15 protein-coding genes are annotated in these 19,121 nt (G+C 40.4%); 8 read left to right on the top strand and 7 right to left on the bottom strand.

Annotated elements, in window-relative coordinates; translation table 11 throughout:
* Positions 1–53 precede the first annotated feature (53 nt).
* Complete coding sequence (gene coaBC / locus WAA15_RS14250) at positions 54–1,259, top strand: bifunctional phosphopantothenoylcysteine decarboxylase/phosphopantothenate--cysteine ligase CoaBC (RefSeq protein WP_337043455.1); 1,206 nt, start codon at positions 54–56, stop codon at positions 1,257–1,259.
* Positions 1,260–1,292: 33 nt separating this feature from the next.
* Positions 1,293–2,198 (top strand): type IX secretion system protein PorD, encoded by a 906-nt coding sequence (porD, locus tag WAA15_RS14245; RefSeq protein WP_337043454.1) that lies wholly within the window; start codon positions 1,293–1,295, stop codon positions 2,196–2,198.
* Positions 2,199–2,277: 79 nt separating this feature from the next.
* Here porD and WAA15_RS14240 read toward each other — a convergent pair whose 3' ends face one another.
* Positions 2,278–2,499: a hypothetical protein gene (locus WAA15_RS14240; RefSeq protein WP_337043453.1), complete on the bottom strand. Its 222-nt coding sequence runs from the start codon at positions 2,497–2,499 to the stop codon at positions 2,278–2,280.
* A 1,301-nt stretch (positions 2,500–3,800) separates the two neighbouring features.
* A complete protein-coding gene (locus tag WAA15_RS14235) occupies positions 3,801–4,829 on the bottom strand; it encodes a sialidase family protein (RefSeq protein ID WP_337043452.1) in 1,029 nt (342 codons plus the stop codon).
* A gap of 198 nt (positions 4,830–5,027) precedes the next feature.
* On the opposite strand from WAA15_RS14235, the gene WAA15_RS14230 reads away from it, so the two are divergent.
* Positions 5,028–6,587 (top strand): FMN-binding glutamate synthase family protein, encoded by a 1,560-nt coding sequence (locus WAA15_RS14230; protein ID WP_337043451.1) that lies wholly within the window; start codon positions 5,028–5,030, stop codon positions 6,585–6,587.
* Positions 6,588–6,733: 146 nt separating this feature from the next.
* Positions 6,734–8,482 (top strand): DUF885 domain-containing protein, encoded by a 1,749-nt coding sequence (locus tag WAA15_RS14225; RefSeq protein WP_337043450.1) that lies wholly within the window; start codon positions 6,734–6,736, stop codon positions 8,480–8,482.
* A gap of 62 nt (positions 8,483–8,544) precedes the next feature.
* On the opposite strand, the gene WAA15_RS14220 is transcribed toward WAA15_RS14225, so the two are convergent.
* Both WAA15_RS14220 and hemF read right to left on the bottom strand, forming a co-directional pair.
* Positions 8,545–9,933: a chloride channel protein gene (locus tag WAA15_RS14220; RefSeq protein ID WP_337043449.1), complete on the bottom strand. Its 1,389-nt coding sequence runs from the start codon at positions 9,931–9,933 to the stop codon at positions 8,545–8,547.
* Between the two features lie 90 nt (positions 9,934–10,023).
* Positions 10,024–10,923, bottom strand: a complete 900-nt coding sequence (hemF, locus tag WAA15_RS14215) for an oxygen-dependent coproporphyrinogen oxidase (protein ID WP_337043448.1) — start codon at positions 10,921–10,923, stop codon at positions 10,024–10,026.
* 288 nt (positions 10,924–11,211) lie between these two features.
* Between hemF and WAA15_RS14210 the strand changes: the two genes are divergently transcribed.
* Together WAA15_RS14210 and hisC are read left to right on the top strand one after the other, a co-directional pair.
* Entirely contained in the window at positions 11,212–11,979 is a 768-nt protein-coding gene (locus tag WAA15_RS14210; RefSeq protein ID WP_337043447.1) for a 3-hydroxyacyl-CoA dehydrogenase, read from the top strand.
* Positions 11,980–12,030: 51 nt separating this feature from the next.
* A complete protein-coding gene (hisC, locus tag WAA15_RS14205; protein ID WP_337043446.1) occupies positions 12,031–13,077 on the top strand; it encodes a histidinol-phosphate transaminase in 1,047 nt (348 codons plus the stop codon).
* A 38-nt stretch (positions 13,078–13,115) separates the two neighbouring features.
* Here the strand turns inward: hisC and WAA15_RS14200 are convergent, their stop codons facing one another.
* From WAA15_RS14200 to WAA15_RS14190, 3 genes are all read right to left on the bottom strand, one after another.
* Positions 13,116–13,889, bottom strand: a complete 774-nt coding sequence (locus WAA15_RS14200; protein WP_337043445.1) for a hypothetical protein — start codon at positions 13,887–13,889, stop codon at positions 13,116–13,118.
* A gap of 145 nt (positions 13,890–14,034) precedes the next feature.
* Positions 14,035–15,912 (bottom strand): M61 family metallopeptidase, encoded by a 1,878-nt coding sequence (locus WAA15_RS14195; RefSeq protein ID WP_337043444.1) that lies wholly within the window; start codon positions 15,910–15,912, stop codon positions 14,035–14,037.
* Positions 15,913–16,058: 146 nt separating this feature from the next.
* Positions 16,059–17,174, bottom strand: coding sequence for a DUF2911 domain-containing protein (locus WAA15_RS14190; RefSeq protein ID WP_337043443.1), 1,116 nt, complete (start codon positions 17,172–17,174; stop codon positions 16,059–16,061).
* A gap of 155 nt (positions 17,175–17,329) precedes the next feature.
* Here WAA15_RS14190 and WAA15_RS14185 point away from each other — a divergent pair, with 155 nt between their 5' ends.
* Positions 17,330–18,265, top strand: a complete 936-nt coding sequence (locus WAA15_RS14185; protein ID WP_337043442.1) for a PhzF family phenazine biosynthesis protein — start codon at positions 17,330–17,332, stop codon at positions 18,263–18,265.
* A gap of 67 nt (positions 18,266–18,332) precedes the next feature.
* Complete coding sequence (gene mtgA / locus WAA15_RS14180; RefSeq protein ID WP_337043441.1) at positions 18,333–19,121, top strand: monofunctional biosynthetic peptidoglycan transglycosylase; 789 nt, start codon at positions 18,333–18,335, stop codon at positions 19,119–19,121.

The raw sequence follows: 19,121 nt of genomic DNA, 5'->3' as shown, positions 1-19,121 counted from the left end.
TTTTGTTGTGAAATATCATATATAATAAAAAAATCATACCAACTGTTTCAGCCTTGAGTTTAAAAAATAAAAAAATACTTCTGGGAGTATCTGGAAGTATTGCCGCTTATAAATCGGCCTTAATTACGCGCCTGTTGGTAAAAGAAGGCGCACAGGTAAAAATAGTATTGACCGAATCGGCGAAAGACTTTATTACTCCGCTAACGTTATCTACTCTATCAAAAAATCCGGTTTTATCTTCTTTTACTAAAGGAGGAACAGGCGAGTGGAACAACCATGTAGAACTAGGGCTTTGGGCCGATGTAATGCTTATTGCACCTGCTTCGGCCACTACCATTGCCAGATGTGCTAATGGGTTGGCCGAAAACCTGCTTGTGGCTACATATCTGTCGGCACGATGCCCCGTTTTTTTTGCACCTGCCATGGACCTCGATATGTATAAACACCCTAGTACGGTTACCAACCTTACCAAACTGGTTTCGTATGGCAATACCATTATTGATGCCGAAAACGGCGAATTAGCCAGCGGTTTAGTGGGCGAAGGCCGCCTTGCAGAACCTGAGCATATTGTCAATGAGCTACGTCGTCATTTCCTTAAAAATACTATTCTTGAAGGCAAAAAGGTACTAATCACAGCCGGACCAACGCAGGAGCCTCTAGACCCCGTGCGTTTTATTAGCAACCATTCGTCGGGAAAAATGGGGTTTGCCATTGCCGAAGCCTTTAGGCTGGCAGGAGCGCAGGTTACACTTATAAGTGGGCCGGTATCGGTTACTGCTCCTATTGGCATACAAGTTGAAAAGGTAGTTTCGGCACAGCAAATGTATGAGGCTGCAGAAAAACATTTTTCTGAAAGTGATGTTGTCATACTGGCCGCGGCCGTAGCAGACTACACGCCCAAACACGTAGCCGACAAAAAAATAAAAAAGAAAGAAGATGTTTTTAATATTGAGCTTACCAAAACAGTTGATATTGCAGCTACTTTAGGTAAAAACAAGAAAGCATCTCAATTGCTTGTAGGCTTTGCCTTAGAAACAGACAACGAACTGGAAAATGCCAAAGGAAAACTGGAACGGAAAAATTTTGATTTAATAGTACTGAATTCTCTACAAGATAAAGGGGCGGGTTTTCGTTATGATACCAACAAAATCAAGATTCTCGATAGAGAGGGTAATACCTATGACTTTGATTTGAAAACCAAACAGGAAGTAGCCGCAGATATATTAAATATAGTAGTTCAAAAAGTAGCCGAACTCTAAAGAGTGGCCTTTTGCTTTATGATAAAGATACAAATGAAGAAATTAATTATTTTATTAACGTTTATTGGCTTTTCGGCTGGTAGTTATGCACAGGAGCTTAATTGTAATGTAACGATTGTGTCGGACCAGATTAATGCGCAGCAAGCCGCAGAGAAACAGATATTTGTTGACATGAAAATAGCTATTAGCGATTTTATGAATAACAGACGCTGGACAAACGATATTTTCTCTCAGGAAGAACGTATTAAATGTAACCTGATTATTACATTTACGAAGTCGCCACAGCAAAATGTTTTTCTGGGAAATGCGCAGTTTCAGGTAATAAGGCCCGTGTATAATACTACGTATCAGACGCTGCTGCTAACGTACGTAGACCGGAATTTCAATGTATCTTTTTCGCCGGAAGACCGCCAGATGATTTTTAATGAACAGAATTTTTCTAATAATCTTACTTCGATTCTGGGTTTTTATGCCATGGTTGCCCTCACGCTCGACTACGATAGTTTTTCTAAAACGGGTGGTGACCAGTTTCTGGCGCGAGCCTATAACATTGCTAACATGGCTGCTAGTGCTGGGCAGTCGGGCTGGGAACAAACCGGCGATGTGAGGAATCGTTACTGGTTAATTGAGAATTTACAGAATCAGCAGTTACTACCCTTCCGCGAGGGTTTTTATACTTACCATAGATTAGCCTTAGATAATTTTGCTAACGACCCAGCCACAGGCCGCAGACAGATACTTGAGTTTTTGAACTCAATTAAAACCATACAACAAAGCCGAACTAATTCGGTATTGATGAATAGTTTTATGGATGCTAAGGGGCAAGAATTAGTGAATGTTTTCTCGGAGGCCTCAAAAGATGAAAAACAAAAGGCTTTTCAGGTGCTTTCTTCAGTTGACCCTTCTAAAACGGAGCTATATCGTAAACTGGTAAAATAGGATTAAAAAATAAAACTGTGTTTTGTCCTATTTTTGGTATAGTCTTTGATAAATAATTATTAGTTTAATAAGGTTTTGCTTATAAACTAAAGTCTGCCTGCCAGGTAACACTTCCAGAAGCGAGTGTTGAGCTTATGTCCATGATTGTCAGATATTCATTCGACTGATAAGTGGAGGTGAGATTGCTGCGCTTAACAAAAATTTTAGCGTAGTCTTCTTTCTCTTTTTGCGCGATTAGGTTATTAATTTCTGTCAGAACTTCCTCAATAGTATTCAAAGTTGACTTAGTAAAAGTTTTCATTTATGTATTGGGTTTTTGAGTTTATGTCACATAAAAAAAATACAAACTTATTCAGAAAAAACAGCCTCACAGCCAATCAAATTTCATACCATTTTTTCGAGTTTTTTCTTTTGATACCGCTCGATAATTTTTTTATTTATTATTAAGTTTCGGGTATCCTAAACTCAGAAAAAAATTTCTTTTCTGAAAAAATTATTAAAAGGTAGCAAAAGTTTGTCTTTATGATTAAGCGGCATAAAATCAGCAAAAAACACACTATTTTTCCACTCATTTTATTGGGCATCTAAACAAAAATAAATACTAAATACCTTATTTACAAGGTTTTGGTATGATTATTTCTTATGTAATTTATGGGACATCGTAATGGTCACTCCAACCCTCCCGATGAATGAGCATTTTTGCTCTCCTAGTAATGTGTAAAGATGCTCATTGTAGGGAGGTGTTGGAAGTGATTATGGGAATTTGGGATACGGTTTATTGTTAATCTACTTTAAGGTGTATTCCGTGGGGGGACGTTTTGTGCGTAATGGCCTATATTGAAAAAATACAATTTTCTTGTTCAGATTTCGTTTTTACACAATAGAATATATCTCTTAAACATCTATTTATGTAATAAAAAAATATTCACTCAATAGCAATTGTCAGTAAAAGTGGAGTCGACTTTCAACTCCACTTTTCTTTTTTAAGACACTTATTACCTCTTACTTTTTGGAAGTAAACCTTATAGTGGTTAAGTGTGCTGCAAACAATTCCTCAATTTAATTTATTTGAGCCATCAATTTATCCAAACTCCTCTATGCTCTGGTGTTAAATCTTTATTCAATAGCAATTGTCAAAATCAACTTTTTTTCTTAATAAATAAAAAAACAGCAGTTCAACTCTCTTTTTAATTGTCCTTCAATAGCAATTGTCCTATTCAACTTTCCTTTTAAATTTAGCAGTTTATCTTTGTAGCTTTACTTTTCAGTAATGGCTCTGTAATACTTTTTGGGTTACTTACTCAATAGCAATTGTTTTACTTAATCTCTTTTGCCGTGCTAATAGCTAATTCACTCTTTGTTCTTTTGCTTTGTTGATACAAATTTATACTTGTTTATACTGACTAACAGGGCTTTTTCGATGAATTGCAGGAAATGAAGTATTTTTGGAGTTATTTTTCGGATAATTGGTTATTAATTCGGGCTAACTGGCATGATATTTTCGATAAGTGGCTATTTATACAGACAACTGGCTACTATCGAAACAAATAAAAAAGCAGATACATTGCTATATCTGCTTTTTAAAATCAGTGCTTGGATGCTTTATTTTATATCTAAAACTACATAACGAACATTTTTACGGTCGTTGGTATAAGTAATATGCACGCGGCCATCTGACGACTGAATAATGGCAGGATAACTAAACTCTCCTTTCTTTTCATCTTCCAACACGCATATATCCTTCCAGTTAGAGCCATCCGACGAAACAGCTACATTCAATTTCTGCCTTCCGTTCGACCACTCCTTACCTTTTCTTAAAGGATTATACACCAGTACTTGCAAGCCATTCTTTAAAGTTACGGCATCGGTTCCCGAATTAGGGTTAGGCAGGTTAGTTAACTGCAAGGGGCCCCATGTCTGGCCGTTGTCGTTCGACCAAGTCTGTACCACATAATTCTGTTTACTGCGGCAAAGTAATTGTAATTTAGTATCAGAATAACGGAGAATACTTGGCTGAATAACGCCGAAGGTATCACACTCGATAGGAATCATGTGCCAGTTTTTAGCGTCTTTGTCCGATTTCTCCAGATGTATATGCCATTTGTTACCTACTTTGCTTTCGGTACTTGTCGGGTACAGAATATCTCCATTCGCTAGCTGAACGGGCTTGTTTTTAATAGGTCCTAGCATATCCTGAGGCAGTTTTTCAGCCTTTGACCATGTTGCGCCGTCATCGGTAGATGTTTTCACCTCGCCCCACCATTCACGCGGCGATTTCCCCACTTTATAAAACAAGAAAAGTTTTCCTTCTTTTGTTTTAAACAAAACCGGATTCCACGTAGGATACCTAAGGTTATCGTTAATAATACCATCGGCTACTTTTTCAGGCTTCGACCATTGTTTTCCGTCATATCTGGCAATCCAGATACATACATCGGGGTTCGATTCCCGCGTGCCTCCAAACCATGCCGCCATCATTTTATTATTGGCCAGTTCTACAATAGTAGAAGCGTGACATTCGGCAAACGGAGGGTTCTCAAATATATTTTCTTTTTTAATAATTGGGCTTTGTGAAAAACTATTTTTTAAAGCAAAAAAACAAAACAGAAAAATTAGGTGTTGAATTCTCATAGGAATGATAGTTTTGAATGAAATAAAACGACTTACAGTTGTGTTATAGGTTTAATAAATTTTGCTCAAATATCATAGATTAATACGAATTTAATGCAATATATTACTACTCTTTGCACGAGAAATTCTATATTCAATCAGACATTGTATTACTAATAGCTAAACATACTTTATATTCATCTATTCAAACTTTGCTTTATGAACGACATTCTGCAATTTTTAGGAAGTATTCCGTGGTGGGGATACCTTTTGTTTATACTCGCTTTAATTGCCGCCAGAGACATCTCACAGAAAAAACATACGGTACAGCATAATTTCCCGATTATAGGGCATTTACGTTATTTTATTGAAAGCATAGGGCCCGAATTCAGACAATACATTGTAGCCAATAACCGCGAAGAGCTTCCTTTTAACCGCAGGCAACGTTCATGGATTTACGCCTCTTCTAAAAAGGAAAACAACTTTCAGGGGTTTGGTACCGACCAAGATATGTACAGCGCAGGGTATACGTTCATAAAACCGGCCTTGCTGCCTCTTAAACTACCCGCGGGGCATCCGAACCTTACTAACCCCTATGTTTGCCCCTCAGCAAAGGTTATAGGCGAATACCACAAACGCAAACAACCATACTTACCCAAGTCGGTCATTAATGTATCGGGCATGAGTTTCGGGTCTTTATCAGCCGCAGCTATTGAGTCGCTCAATAAAGGTGCAATGAAATTCGGCTGTTATCATAACACGGGCGAGGGCGGGGTGTCGGCATACCACAAAAACGGAGCCGACATAGTGCTTAATATCGGAACGGCGTATTTTGGGGTGAGAGACGACGACGGAAATTTTGTAATGGAAAAACTGGTAAAGCTCTGCAAAGACAACCCCGCTATTAAGATGATAGAACTGAAACTATCGCAGGGGGCTAAACCAGGCAAGGGAGGAGTATTACCTGCTTCAAAACTCACAAAAGAACTTGCCGAGATTAGACACGTACCTATGGGTAAAGATGTTATTTCGCCAGCCAGCCATAGTGCGTTTTCAAATGTACCTGAAATGGTTGATTTCATTGAAAAAATGGCAGCCGCAACGGGTTTACCCGTGGGGTTAAAATCGGCAGTCGGGAAGTTAGAGTTATGGGAAGAATTAGCCGACCTCATGAAGAAAACAGGCAAAGGCCCCGACTTTATTAATATTGATGGCGGCGAAGGTGGCACAGGAGCTGCTCCTCCGAGTTTTGCCGACCACGTATCGTTGCCGTTTGTATACGCTTTCTCGTCGGTTTACCGGATTTTCCAGAAGAGAGACCTCACAGATAAACTTACTTTCATAGGAGCCGGAAAACTTGGGCTGCCAGATACCGCCATTATGGCTTTTGCAATGGGCGTAGATATTATTAATGTAGCACGGGAGTCGATGATTTCGATTGGCTGCATACAAGCACAGGTTTGCCATAATAACCGCTGCCCCAGTGGTGTGGCTACACAAAACAAATGGTTACAGGCAGGCATTGACCCGACGCTGAAAAGCGAGCGTTTTTATAATTATGTAAAAACCATTACCAAAGAAATACTCGAAATTTGCCATGCCTGCGGATACGAACACCCGTCTCAGTTCATGATGGATGATGTTGACGTTGCTATGGGAGACAACAACCGTACACAATCGTTACGAACAACGTATCAGTATCAGAAAACTCCGGTTAAATTCGAGGGCTTTCAGAAATTACTCAATAGCCCGTATCTTGGGGGTAAAACATCTCATTAAAATAAATAACTGTCTGCCAGTAAGGGAGTGTATTCGTGCATCTCCCTTATTTTATGCCCATCTATTGCCAGAGTCTATTCTCTTTCGCTGATTTTTTATATATTCGGATTCTGAAACATCTGACCATTAACCTCAACAAACCGCCAATGAAAAAAAGTTTACTTGGGCTTCTGTACCTGACTATTTCCTTTGCTTATGCCCAAACACCCAAACAAAACCCTGTAATAACACAAGTATTGCAGGAATGGAAAACATTTGACGAAAAAGAATCGCCAGCCGACTCGGTTAATGCGCTTTACCCCTTTGGCAGAAACCGCGAAGAAGATTTCCTGCGCCGATACCAATTCTACAAACAAGAATACGATAAACTCAATGCTCTTGACGTTGCTTCTTTATCGTTCGACGACCAGATAAACGTTTCTCTCTTAAAATATAAACTCAACGACGAAATCGTATCCTACGAATACAAAGAATACCTGAACCCAATTTTGTCGGACGAAGGTTTTCATACAAGTCTGGCCGCTATTGCTTCGCGCAGCTATACCACCAAAAAACAACTGGAAAAGTACCTGACCATGCTTAGAGGCATACCGTTATATGTTGACGAAAACCTGAACCTTATCAGAAAAGGGCTGGCTTTGGGTATATCTCAGCCAAGTGTTGCCCTGAAAGGATACGAAGCAACTTACCAGACACATATTGTAGATGAAGTTGAGAAATCGGTTTTCTGGAAGCCTTTTAAAGAAAAACCTTATGGGATTTCAGAAACAGAGTGGGCACAAATAACCGCCGAAGGCAAAAAACTGATAACTGATAGCGTAATTCCGAGTTATCGGAAAATAAAGACCTTTTTTGAAAAAGAGTATCATCCTAAAACCCGTACTACGCTGGGGGCATCGCGTATGCCCGACGGGAAACAATTCTATGCCGAGAAAGTAAAACACTACACTACTACTAATAAAACCCCTGACGAAATATTTAATCTGGGTATGCTAGAGGTAGCACGTATCCGGCAGGAAATGCAGCAGGTTTTAAACGAAGTGAAGTTTAAAGGTTCTATCAAAGATTTTATTAATTACTTACGAACAGACCCTAAGTTTTACCCAACCACCGCCGACCAACTATTGAAAGAAGCCTCGTTTATTGCGAAGAAAATAGATGGCAAACTGCCTTTGCTTTTTAATAAACTACCACGCCAACCTTATGGGGTGGTTCCTGTACCCGATTATCTGGCACCTTCTTACACAGCAGGCCGGTATAGCGGTGCTTCGATTAAATCGAAAAATGCAGGTAATTACTGGGTAAATACTTATAACTTACCCAGCCGAACGCTTTATACACTAGAAGCCCTTACGCTTCATGAGGCCGTGCCGGGGCATCATTTACAAATATCGCTTACACAAGAACTGGACAACCTGCCTGAGTTCAGACGGAACCTTTACGTAAATGCCTATGGCGAAGGCTGGGGGCTTTACAGCGAGTATCTGGGCTATGAGTTAGGTTTATATAAAGACCCTTACAGCCTTTTCGGGCGATTAACCTATGAAATGTGGCGCGCCTGCCGATTAGTGATTGACGTAGGAATTCATGACAAAGACTGGACAAGAGAACAAGCAGTAAGTTTTCTGGCTGATAACACAGCTTTATCGATGCACGAGGTAAATACTGAAATTAACCGTTATATTTCATGGCCAGGGCAGGCACTGGCCTATAAAATAGGCGAAATAACTATCAAGAATTTGCGCAAGAAAGCCGAAAATACCCTGAAAGATAAATTTGATGTAAGGGCTTTCCATGATTTAGTACTATCTCAGGGAACTGTTACGATGTCGATTCTGGAAAAAATAGTCGACAAGTATATTGCAGAAGAATTGGAGAAAAAAGCCAGAGAGTAAAGCAAACAAATGCAATCAGGCGTGAGATGATTTTCAGACGATAATCATCTCACGCCTGACAATTAAGCATCCACTTCTTTCAGGTATTGTTCTTTAAGCTGGTCGTAGAATGAATGTTTACTAGCCAATGTTGCAATAAGATTGGCCGTAAGCCCTGCCATCATAAGATAGAAGATAATGCTCTCGGCGGTGGTCATCTCTAAAACCAGAATTGCCGATGTGAACGGGCTTCGGGTTACACCTGTCAGGAAAGCCACCATTCCGCAAAGGATAATAAGATTCGCATTAGAATGATGTAACTCAAAAAAAGCCGATACTACCGAGCCAATGCTTGCACCTGCACTCAGGGCCGGCGCAAAAACTCCGCCTGCTCCGCCATTAGTAAACGAAATAACAGGCCCCAGAAACCTTAGCACAGGCGTATACCACTCGGTGTATTTCTGGTCGGTCAGCAATATTTGCTGCATAATTTCTTTGCCTGTACCAAAGGTTTCCATACTGATAAATACTCCCATCAGGGCAATCAGTAAACCTCCTGCAAGGCAATACCCAATTTTGCTGACATTGGTTTTAAGAAAACTTTTTTTTCTTAGCACATACAAAATAAAGCGTGTCATGAGGCACCCCAGATACCCTGAAAGGATAGCAACCAGAATAACAGGGAAGATAATCCACCATGAAAGGTTGTTAACTTTCGGATACCCCAGATACAAGTAAGGCCCCAGAATATTCAAGGCTGTTAAGCCTGCAATAATTACGCCCGTAATCAGGGCCGATTTAAAGTAACTAAAATGAGTTTTGGTTAGCTCCTCAATAGCAAATACAATTCCGCCCAAGGGTGTATTAAAGGCTGCCGCAAGCCCCGATGCCGCACCCGTAATGAGCATATTTTTCTTTGATATTTTAGGGTACCACTCTGGTAGCAAGTCGTTTATTTTTTTAAAAATAGAGCCTGCAATCTGAATTGTAGGGCCTTCACGGCCCACAGCCCCACCGCCAAAAACCATTATAAGGCTAGAAACAATTTTTACCAGAATTACCCTGAAACTCAGGAATTTGCTAACAATAGCATATTTTTTGGGATTCGCCAGTTCGATACTCGCACTTACTTGTGGTATTCCGCTACCTCTGGCATAAGGTGCGTATTTATTTACTAAAGCCCATGCGGCTACAAAACAAATGGGTGTAAGAATAAAAAACAGTCGTTTGTCCAGATGAAAAAGGTAGGCTGTTCCTTCTTCGGCTAGTACAAATAATTTGGCATAAATAACTGCCACTACGCCTGTTAGCAAAGCTCCTACCCAAAAAGGAATGGCATTAAGCAGATTTTGTTTCAGTTTATTGTTATTGATGGCATCGAACCTGTTTTTCAGATAAGCTCTGATGCTATTCATAACTTTAAGCACGAATCGGATAAGTGCCAGATTATTTTTTTTAAATCGGTAGTTCATCTTTCCTATCGGTGTGATTTAGTGAGAAAATACTTCGTATAAAAGCCTGAAAAGCCTTCAAATTAAGTACAAATAATATTCATGATTAGCTTAAGCCAACCAATTAACTCCTTTCCTGAGCAAGCTCAGGGTTTTTTCTTCTTCACTTGCTGCTTCGGGTTTAAAATCATAAACCCAGTTAGCTACCGGTGGCAAACTCATCAGAATCGACTCTGTGCGCCCATTAGTTTCCAGTCCGAACTTGGTGCCTCGGTCCCAAACCAGATTAAACTCAACGTATCGGCCCCGACGTAACATTTGCCAGTTTTTATGTTGCTCATTGTAAGGCAACTGACTATTTTTAGCCATCAAACGGGTATATATAGGAGCGAAACGCTCACCTACCGACTTCACAAATTCAAACAATTTTTCTTTGGGGAGGTTTTCGTCAGGTTTCAGATAATCAAAGAATATCCCCCCTACTCCGCGGGTTTCACCACGATGCGGAATAAAAAAATAATTATCGGCCCACTCTTTGTACTTGGGGTAATAATCGGGCGAATGTACATCACAGGCACTTTTTAGTTGTTCATGAAACCAGCGGGCATCTTCTTCTACCACGTAATGAGGCGTGAGGTCGATACCACCACCAAACCAGCAAGCACCAGTCGATAACTCAAAGTACCTCACATTCATGTGAATAATTGGCACCATAGGACTAACCGGGTGCTGCACAATTGAAACCCCTGTGGCAAAATAACTGGCTTTCTCGCTCAGATTTAATTGTTTCTGGAGAGCTTCGGAGGCTTCTCCTGAAACTGCCGAAAAGTTTACACCACCTTTTTCAATGATATTCCCGTCGGTTATTACACGGGTTCGTCCACCGCCACCGCTATGGTGTTGCCAGAGGTCTTCTCTGAATTTTCCTTTTCCGTCAGTAGATTCTATGGCTTGGCAAATATTATTTTGTAATGTCTTGAAGTATTCCGCAATATTTTCTTTGGATAACATAAGATTCTTTTCAAATTTTGTGGCAATTTACTAATATTAGCCCTGAAAAAAGGCTAATATTAGTAACAGAATAATCAGTTTTGGCTACAAAGGTACAAAAGACAGGCGTTAAATGTATCCTGAATAGTGAATAAACAGAAAAATACTCTTCTGACTATCAGGCATTTGGATAAAGTTAATTGAAAAAACAAAATAGCTCAAAGCAGTATATTGACCAATTTTACAGATGAACAGGTTTGCACACCTACGTTAATTTTATTGTAGTATTTATATTGTTAAATAAATTATATGCAACTAAAGGGATTGACAGCCGTAGTAACTGGCGGAGCCTCAGGACTTGGCGAGGCAGTGGTAAGAAGGTTTGTAAAAGCCGGAGCTAATGCCATTATTGTAGACCTTAACGAAGAAAAAGGCAAAGCCTTAGCCACCGAACTGGGTCGTAAAGCCAAGTTTGTGAAATGCGATGTATCGTCAGAGAAAGATGCACAAAAAGTAATGAGTCAGGCCATAGCCCGTTTCAAGGCCATTCATATATTGGTTAATTGCGCAGGTATTGCACCGCCTGCCCGCACGTTGGGCAAAGAAGGCCCGCATTCGTTAGCCCAGTTCCAGAAAATTATTAATATCAATCTGGTAGGTTCGTTTAATATGATTCGATTGGCAGCGTTCGAGATGTCGAACAATGTGCCAAATGAAGAAGGAGAAAGAGGGGTAATTATAAATACTGCTTCCGTAGCTGCTTATGACGGGCAAATTGGACAAGCAGCTTATTCGGCATCGAAAGGAGGAATTGTTGCCATGACCTTACCCATTGCCCGCGACTTATCAAGAAACGGTATCAGGGTCATGACCATTGCTCCGGGTATTTTCCGCACGCCTTTAATGGCTGGTTTGCCCGAAGAAGCCCAACAATCGCTGGGGCAACAAGTGCCTTTTCCGCCGCGTTTAGGCCGGCCTGATGAATATGCACAACTGGCGCAGCAAATTGTAGAAAACACCATGCTTAACGGTGAAGTAATCCGGCTGGACGGTGCCATCAGAATGGCCCCTAAATAATTAACCTACGAGCAAAATAGTATCTAAATTCAAGTAAATTTTAATCTCTCTATGTTTTCACTTAGTAATATTATTCGTCATCATATTCTTACGTTAACCCCTTATGCCTCTGCCCGTGACGAATACACCGGAAAAGAAGGCATTTTTTTAGATGCTAATGAAAACCCCTTCGGTGCGGTAATAGAAGGCAATTATAATCGTTATCCTGACCCTTATCAGTGGGCTATTAAAGAAAAACTGGCCGTTATTAAAGGGGTGCGTCTGGGGCAGATATTCTTAGGAAATGGCTCTGACGAAGCCATTGATTTACTCATTCGGGCTACGTGTGAGCCTAAAGAGGACAATATCATTATTATGCCCCCTACTTACGGAATGTATAAGGTGTGTGCCGATATTCAGAATACCCCTGTGCAGCAAGTACCACTTACACCCGATTTTCAGATGAATGTTGATGCTGTATTAGCGGCTATCAATTCTCATACAAAATTAATATGGGTATGCTCACCCAATAATCCATCGGGCAACCTCATCAAAAGGGAAGCTATTATTCAGGTTTTAGATAATTTCAAAACAGGTTTTGTGGTAGTTGACGAAGCCTATATTGATTTTACAGAAGCGGAATCGTTCACACAATTGCTGGATACCTACCCGAATCTGGTAGTTTTACAGACTTTCTCAAAAGCGTGGGGGCTGGCGGCATTGCGCTTCGGAATGGCTTTTGCTTCGGAAGACCTCATTAAAATATTGAATAAAATCAAATATCCTTATAACCTCAATTCGGCTACCCAATCTTTGATTCTTGAAGCACTAGGTAATGAAGATAAGAAAAACGCCTATGTAGCGCATATTCTGCAAGCACGTGCCACATTGGAAGCTATGCTTCAAGAGGTGGCTCTGGTGAAAAAAATATATCCGTCTGACTCGAATCAGCTACTTGTGAAATTCGATGATGCCAAAGGCGTTTTTAAATACCTGATTGATAAGAAAATCATTACCCGCGACCGCTCAAATGTGCAGCTTTGTGAAGGGTGTATTCGTATTTCAATTGGCACAGATACCGAAAACGCTAGTTTGGTAGAAGCTCTCAAAGCCTACTAAACCATGTTTTGTAAAGCCATTGAAGCAAGTCAATGGCTTTACATTGGTTCTTTATTGTTATTGTTAAGTTTAAAGGCACTGTCAGAAGGATAGATTTTTATCCAGAATTCTTTCGTTTCTCCGCTATATACTTTTGTATCAATCTGGTCTTTCCCCTGATTAATAATCAAGCCAAAAATTAAATCCTGCTTAACAGGTGCCGTAGAAATATTTTTATATACCAGACGGTACTCACCATAACCAATTTTTTTACTGAACTCCGGCAAATGATTATTGGTATTGAAACTATTGCCATACACAGGATGCAAACCACTGATAGTATCTTTACAATAACAAACCAGACGACCATCTTTGGTATAAAGCCAGTACTCACAAAAACTATTGGCTACGCCTTTATCTACCCCTACATTGCTGACCGGAATCATGACGATGCTGTGCGACGGGAAACTGAAGGTGATGTCTGGTGGTGTAATTTCATAAAACTGAAAAATATGCTCTCCTGTATGCTCGCCCGTATTTACGTTGTTGTGTTCATCTGTATGTTTTTCAATAACAGTATCAGCAGGAGCTTTAACAGGCATGGCTCTGAGGGTATCTTTCAAAATATGTATAATATCGGGAGTATTGACGTGTTTTCCCACAGATGGTTTCTGTGCAGACCTCATGGCCTGTTGTGTTACTTGTTCTTCAAATGGCACCGGATTTACAGAGGTGCAGGAGACAGCAGTTATTCCTGACAGGAAATAAATAATGCTTTTTTTACTAATTAAACTCACAATCTTTTCAGGGGTGTAACGGAAGGTGTATTCCAAAGGTGACTAACGTTTTTATTACATTTTAATTTCTCTCTGGCTATTTTGCGCATACAGCAACAAAAAATGTCAGCCAAAGGCATTAAGAATGTATCTATTAGCCTTGACTGACACTTTTATGAAAAGGTTGGAATCCCCTCAGGAATTATTTAGCTGTGCTTAACCAGTCTTTTCTCAGTTTTAACTGAGCAGCCGATGGGTTATCAACAGTTCTTAATACATTTTTCTCGGTTACGTCAACCAGCACCGCAGGTGCCGAAAGTTTAACTACTTCTTCTTTACCAGCATCGTTTTTACGCGCTACTTCAATTACCACGTTGTCGCCTACTTTGGTATGATTGCTGTAATCGTCCAGAATCTGTTGTGCTTTCATCATAGTAAATTCCTGCCCATTGATTGAGACAATTTCATCATTTAACTGATAGCCCAACTGTTTACCAAAATCGTTCATTTTGCTAACATTGGCTACTTTAATACGTTTGGTTTGTGCATTAAAGCCCAGATTGATACCACCCAGACTTACTTTTTTCATGGTTGCCTCTGGCAAGTACTCAATTCCTACGCTATTTAGTACCTCGGTTAATGGAAGGGGCTCGGGGCCTTCAACGTATTTAGCAAAAAACTCACGGATTTCAGGATAAGTAAGCGAGGTGATTTTATCAAACAGTTCATCATCTTTGAACGAATGTGTTTTACCGTAGGTTTTTGCGAGGTCACGCATCAGGTTTTGTGTACCATATTTCCCGTCCGACAACTGACGTAACTTAATATCCAGACACAAAGCAATCAAGGCTCCTTTGTTATATACATTCATGTACTGATTTTTGTATTTATCCAGTACCCCTTTACTCATTTCTGTGAAAGGCAGTTTATCGTTCATCATTTTCATGGTCATCATTTTCTGACGTAACATTTCCAGATACTGAGGCATATCAACCAACCCATATTTAATTTGCATGTGTCCTGCGGCATACTCGGTTGCACCTTCATACATCCATAAATGTTTCGACATTTTAGGCAGATTATAGTCAAAATCGCCTATTTCTTCTGAGTGTATGCTCAAAGGCGTAATGATATGAAAAAACTCATGTGAGGCCACGTCTTTCACGGTCTGAGAAAGTTCTTTTGAAGTGCCTTCAGGCAAGTAATAGAACGATGAGTAAGAATGCTCCAAAGCTCCGTAGCTCATCAGATTAGGGTTATCTGAAAGCACAATCAGGAAGGCATATTTCTGAATAGGAAGTTTACCACCGAGGTATTCTTTTTGTGCATTTAGCGTTGCATTAATGTTGGCGGCTATTTCTTTTGAGTTTGCCATCTGATTAGGCGAAAACACCGAAACCAGAATATCGGCTCCGCCAATTTTCAGAACTGTGGTATCGGGGCGGGTATAAAGAATAGGGGCATCTGACAAATCCATGTAATTGTCTGCCTGAAATACATCTCTGGTAGCCGTAGTAGAAGCAAAGTTCATTGAAGTGGCTCCATAAAAGCCTTCTGGTTTTGTAAAAGACACCTGATAAGGCACTTGTTTCATGCCATCGAAGTAACCAAAAAAGCAGAAAGTATTAATGGCATATTTTTTATTAAGGTCAATGTCACTTCCGGCAGGTTCAAATATTTTTTCGCCTTTAATTTCGGGCGAATCCCAAGTATCGTCTACTTTATAGGTAACTTTATAAAGGCTTTGTGCGTTCTTGATAGTCCAGCTATTTACATCTGCTTTTTCAACAGGCAGTGCTTCTCCTTTACTGTTAAAGGCTTTAAAGTTCGATACAAAACGGCCAAAGTCATAGTTGGCATACGTACCCGGCACAATTTTAGGCAGATAGAAATTAATCTGGTCGACACTTATTTTTGGTGCAATTAACGAAACCTCAAGTTTATCATTTTCTGCCTTTGTGAGGTCAACAGAGTATTGATAAAGGTTATCTTTTTGTGTAGAAGAATTACTTACAGAGGCTTTTCTTGTACAGGCCGCCATAACGGCCACAGTCAACAGCATATACGCTATTTTTTTCATAAGTTATCTGATTAATGTTTGTTAGAAATAAAACCTAATAATGGGGGTCATTAGGTAAATAAAACGCATAAAGTTACCAATTCGTATCGTACTACCCAACAACCCTACCGACGAATTGCTAATTTATGCGTTTGAAAAGAAAAACACTAGTTTACGTCTTTGCCCTCTTCGAGTTTTTTTATCATTGTTTCAACGCTGTTTTTGTTGAGTTCGTCGGGTGCTTGAGCCAAAGCAGCCTGCATATAGGTTAAAGCCTTTTTGTAATCGGCCACAGCCGAATACGCCCTGCCCAAGCCAACATTGGTTGTAAACTGATTCGGGTTTTTATCATAATTGGTTTTAAAAACCTTCAGGGCGTCCTGAGGTTGTTTCATGGCTATAAGTCGACGCCCGTACTGATGTAGTTCTATCATATTGCCCATCGGAATGGCCTCATCCATCAGGGCTTTTGCTTCGGCCTGCCTGTTCAGTTTCGACAAAACAGCGGCTTTTGTGCTTAACGTCTGAAAGTTTTTCTGCCCTACAAAGCGGGCAGTAATGGCTTGGTCGGCCCAGATAAGAGCCTGTTCTGTCTCAATATTGTTCTGTAAGCAATAGTTAGCTGCTTGTACGAAAGACTCCCACTTAAACCCTGGTTTAGTGCGCAGTTCGTTTCTGAAAGAAGCCATCTGAATTTTATGCACATCAACCTCTATCTTAAAAGGAATCATGCGTTTCTCCCACATCAAGGCTATTGTTGCCGAATTGTCGGTCTGGTTGATAAATTCATATTTCAGCCATTCAACACTTTTTTCCAGAGGCTGGCTTTTTACAGTTACCCGAAGAGTATCTTCGGCTGGGTCATAATAAAAGCTACCCCACGAATTACTCACCTTAGAAAAAATAAGCGTGTTATCTGTTTCTCCTAAAATAATATGGAAGCCGTACGTTCCAGCGGATAAATCCTTGCCTTCTATCTTTACGTTATCAGAAAAGCTAATGGTAGTATTTTCGTTTGCACCTGCACGCCACGGCGCAGCCGTTGATGTACCAAAGCCTAAATCGGCCAGTCCATAGTGGGCAATGGGAGTATTCCAGATTTTACCTTCACGACCTTTAACAGCCGGACGATGATATTCAATAGTTACGTTTACCAAACCGATTTGTTCTGAAACCGATGCTTTTTTGTTGCCTCCGTCGGGCACGGTGGTTAATTGTCCCTGAGCAATGTTGATGCAACCCGCTAGCAGAAGCGTAATAGCGAGTAAAAGTGTCTTTTTCATAAATTTTACAGAATGTTAAATAATAGATTATCGTATGAGGCTTTGAGAAGCACGGCAAATAAGCAAAAAAAACTACTGGTACTATCACCCAATTTTGGGGATATTTCGTTATCTTGTTACTTCTGTCGGAGCAGAAACCGTATGAGTAAGCAAAAATGCTCACGGCTGAATCTTCTTTTTATTTTACTAACCTGATAATTATAGCCATGATATTAGATTTTTCGATAGTCGATGTATTTGCAGAGCAAAAATATTATGGAAATCAGCTAGCTGTTTTTCAGAACGCCAATGGCCTGACCCACGAGCAGATGCTGAGAATTGCCCGTGAAATTAACTTTCAGGAATCGACATTTATACTATCGGATGAAGCCACTGACGATGGCTACGCCGTAAAAATATTTACACCTGAATATGAAGTTCCGTTTGCGGGGCATCCTACACTCGGCACCGCGTTTATATTAATGAAAGAGCCAGCAACAGAGGTAAATCTTCATTTAAAGGTGGGTACTATTCCTGTAAAACTGGAGCAGGATACCTTCTGGCTAGAAATAGGCAACCCCACCTTCGGACCAATATTTCAGGCAGATTTAGCTTCTTTATTAGGCTTAACCCCAGAAGACATAGACGATACGATGCCGATTCAGTTAGTCTCAACAGGGCTACCATATATAATAGTTCCTCTGAAAAGCCTGAAGGCTATTCAGCTTACCAAGCTCGACAACACCGCTATAAAAACATGGCTGACCGAACAACAACTTTATAAAACAAACGCACCTGATGGCCTGACGGCCGCATTTTTTCTGTATACTACCGAAACCCACGCCGAAAGTAATCACTTGCATGCGCGTATGTTCTGTCTGGAAAATGATAGAATTGTGGAAGATGCCGCCACAGGAAGTGCAAACTCCTGTTTATTAGCCTACTTGTTAAAATATGAATTACCTGTAATTCAGAAACAGGTTGAGCAAGGCTACGAAATGAACCGCCCGTCGTTGATTCATATCAGAGGAGAAATGAGTGCCGAACAGGTTTTTAAATTGCAGGTGGGTGGCAAAGTACAATTAGTATCGCAAGGAAAATGGTTTGTGTAAGAGTATTTTTTTATAGAATTTTGCACAAACATAAGAACCTAAAACGCCCTCATAATTATTTTTCCTAATGGCTAAAAACACTTTCCGAAGCAAAAACGCTGGTGCCAAAACAGTAACGCCCCCTCCGCAGGATACTCCTCGAAAACTGACTTCAATCTGGAGCAGGGTAAAGAGAATAGTAGTTAAGTTGTTGGTGTTTTTCTTTGCTTCAACTATTAGTGCCACCATTTTTTTCAAGTTTGTGCCTATCCCTTTTACAATGACGATGTTGTCGAGAAAAATGGAAGCTATGGCAGCCGGAAAGGATAGCGAAATACATTATGACTGGGTGTCGTACGATGAAATTTCAAAAGAAGCTCCTTTGTCGGTTGTAGCTGCCGAAGACCAGCTTTTTCCTGAACATTGGGGCTTTGACTTTAAATCGATGGGTAATGCCTTTAACCGAAACCTGAAAGGCAAAAAAATAAGAGGAGCCAGTACTATTTCGCAGCAGGTAGCTAAAAATGTGTTTCTCTGGCAAACACGAAGCTATATCAGAAAAGCATTTGAAGTTTACTTCACTGTGCTTATCGAATTAATCTGGGGAAAAGAGCGCATTCTGGAGGTGTATCTAAACGTAGCCGAAATGGGCGACATGACCTTTGGTGTGGAAGAAGCCTCAAAAAGATACTTCGGTAAATCTGCCGCCAGCCTTACGCGTGAGCAAGCAGCCCGCATTGCGGCTGTTTTACCCAGCCCCCGTAAATGGTCAATTGCCAAACCGGGCCCTTATGTAGTACGCCGAACAGCGCAAATTACCCGCCAGATGCGTGCATTAGGCGGGCCTGCTTATTTGAGTGGTCTACGGAAATTCTGA

The sequence above is a fragment of the Emticicia sp. 17c genome, assembly GCF_037153985.1.
In the GTDB taxonomy this organism is placed as follows: Bacteria; Bacteroidota; Bacteroidia; order Cytophagales; family Spirosomataceae; genus Emticicia.
The sequence above is the reverse complement of the archived record's forward strand: the minus strand, read 5'-3'. Positions and strand labels throughout refer to the sequence as shown.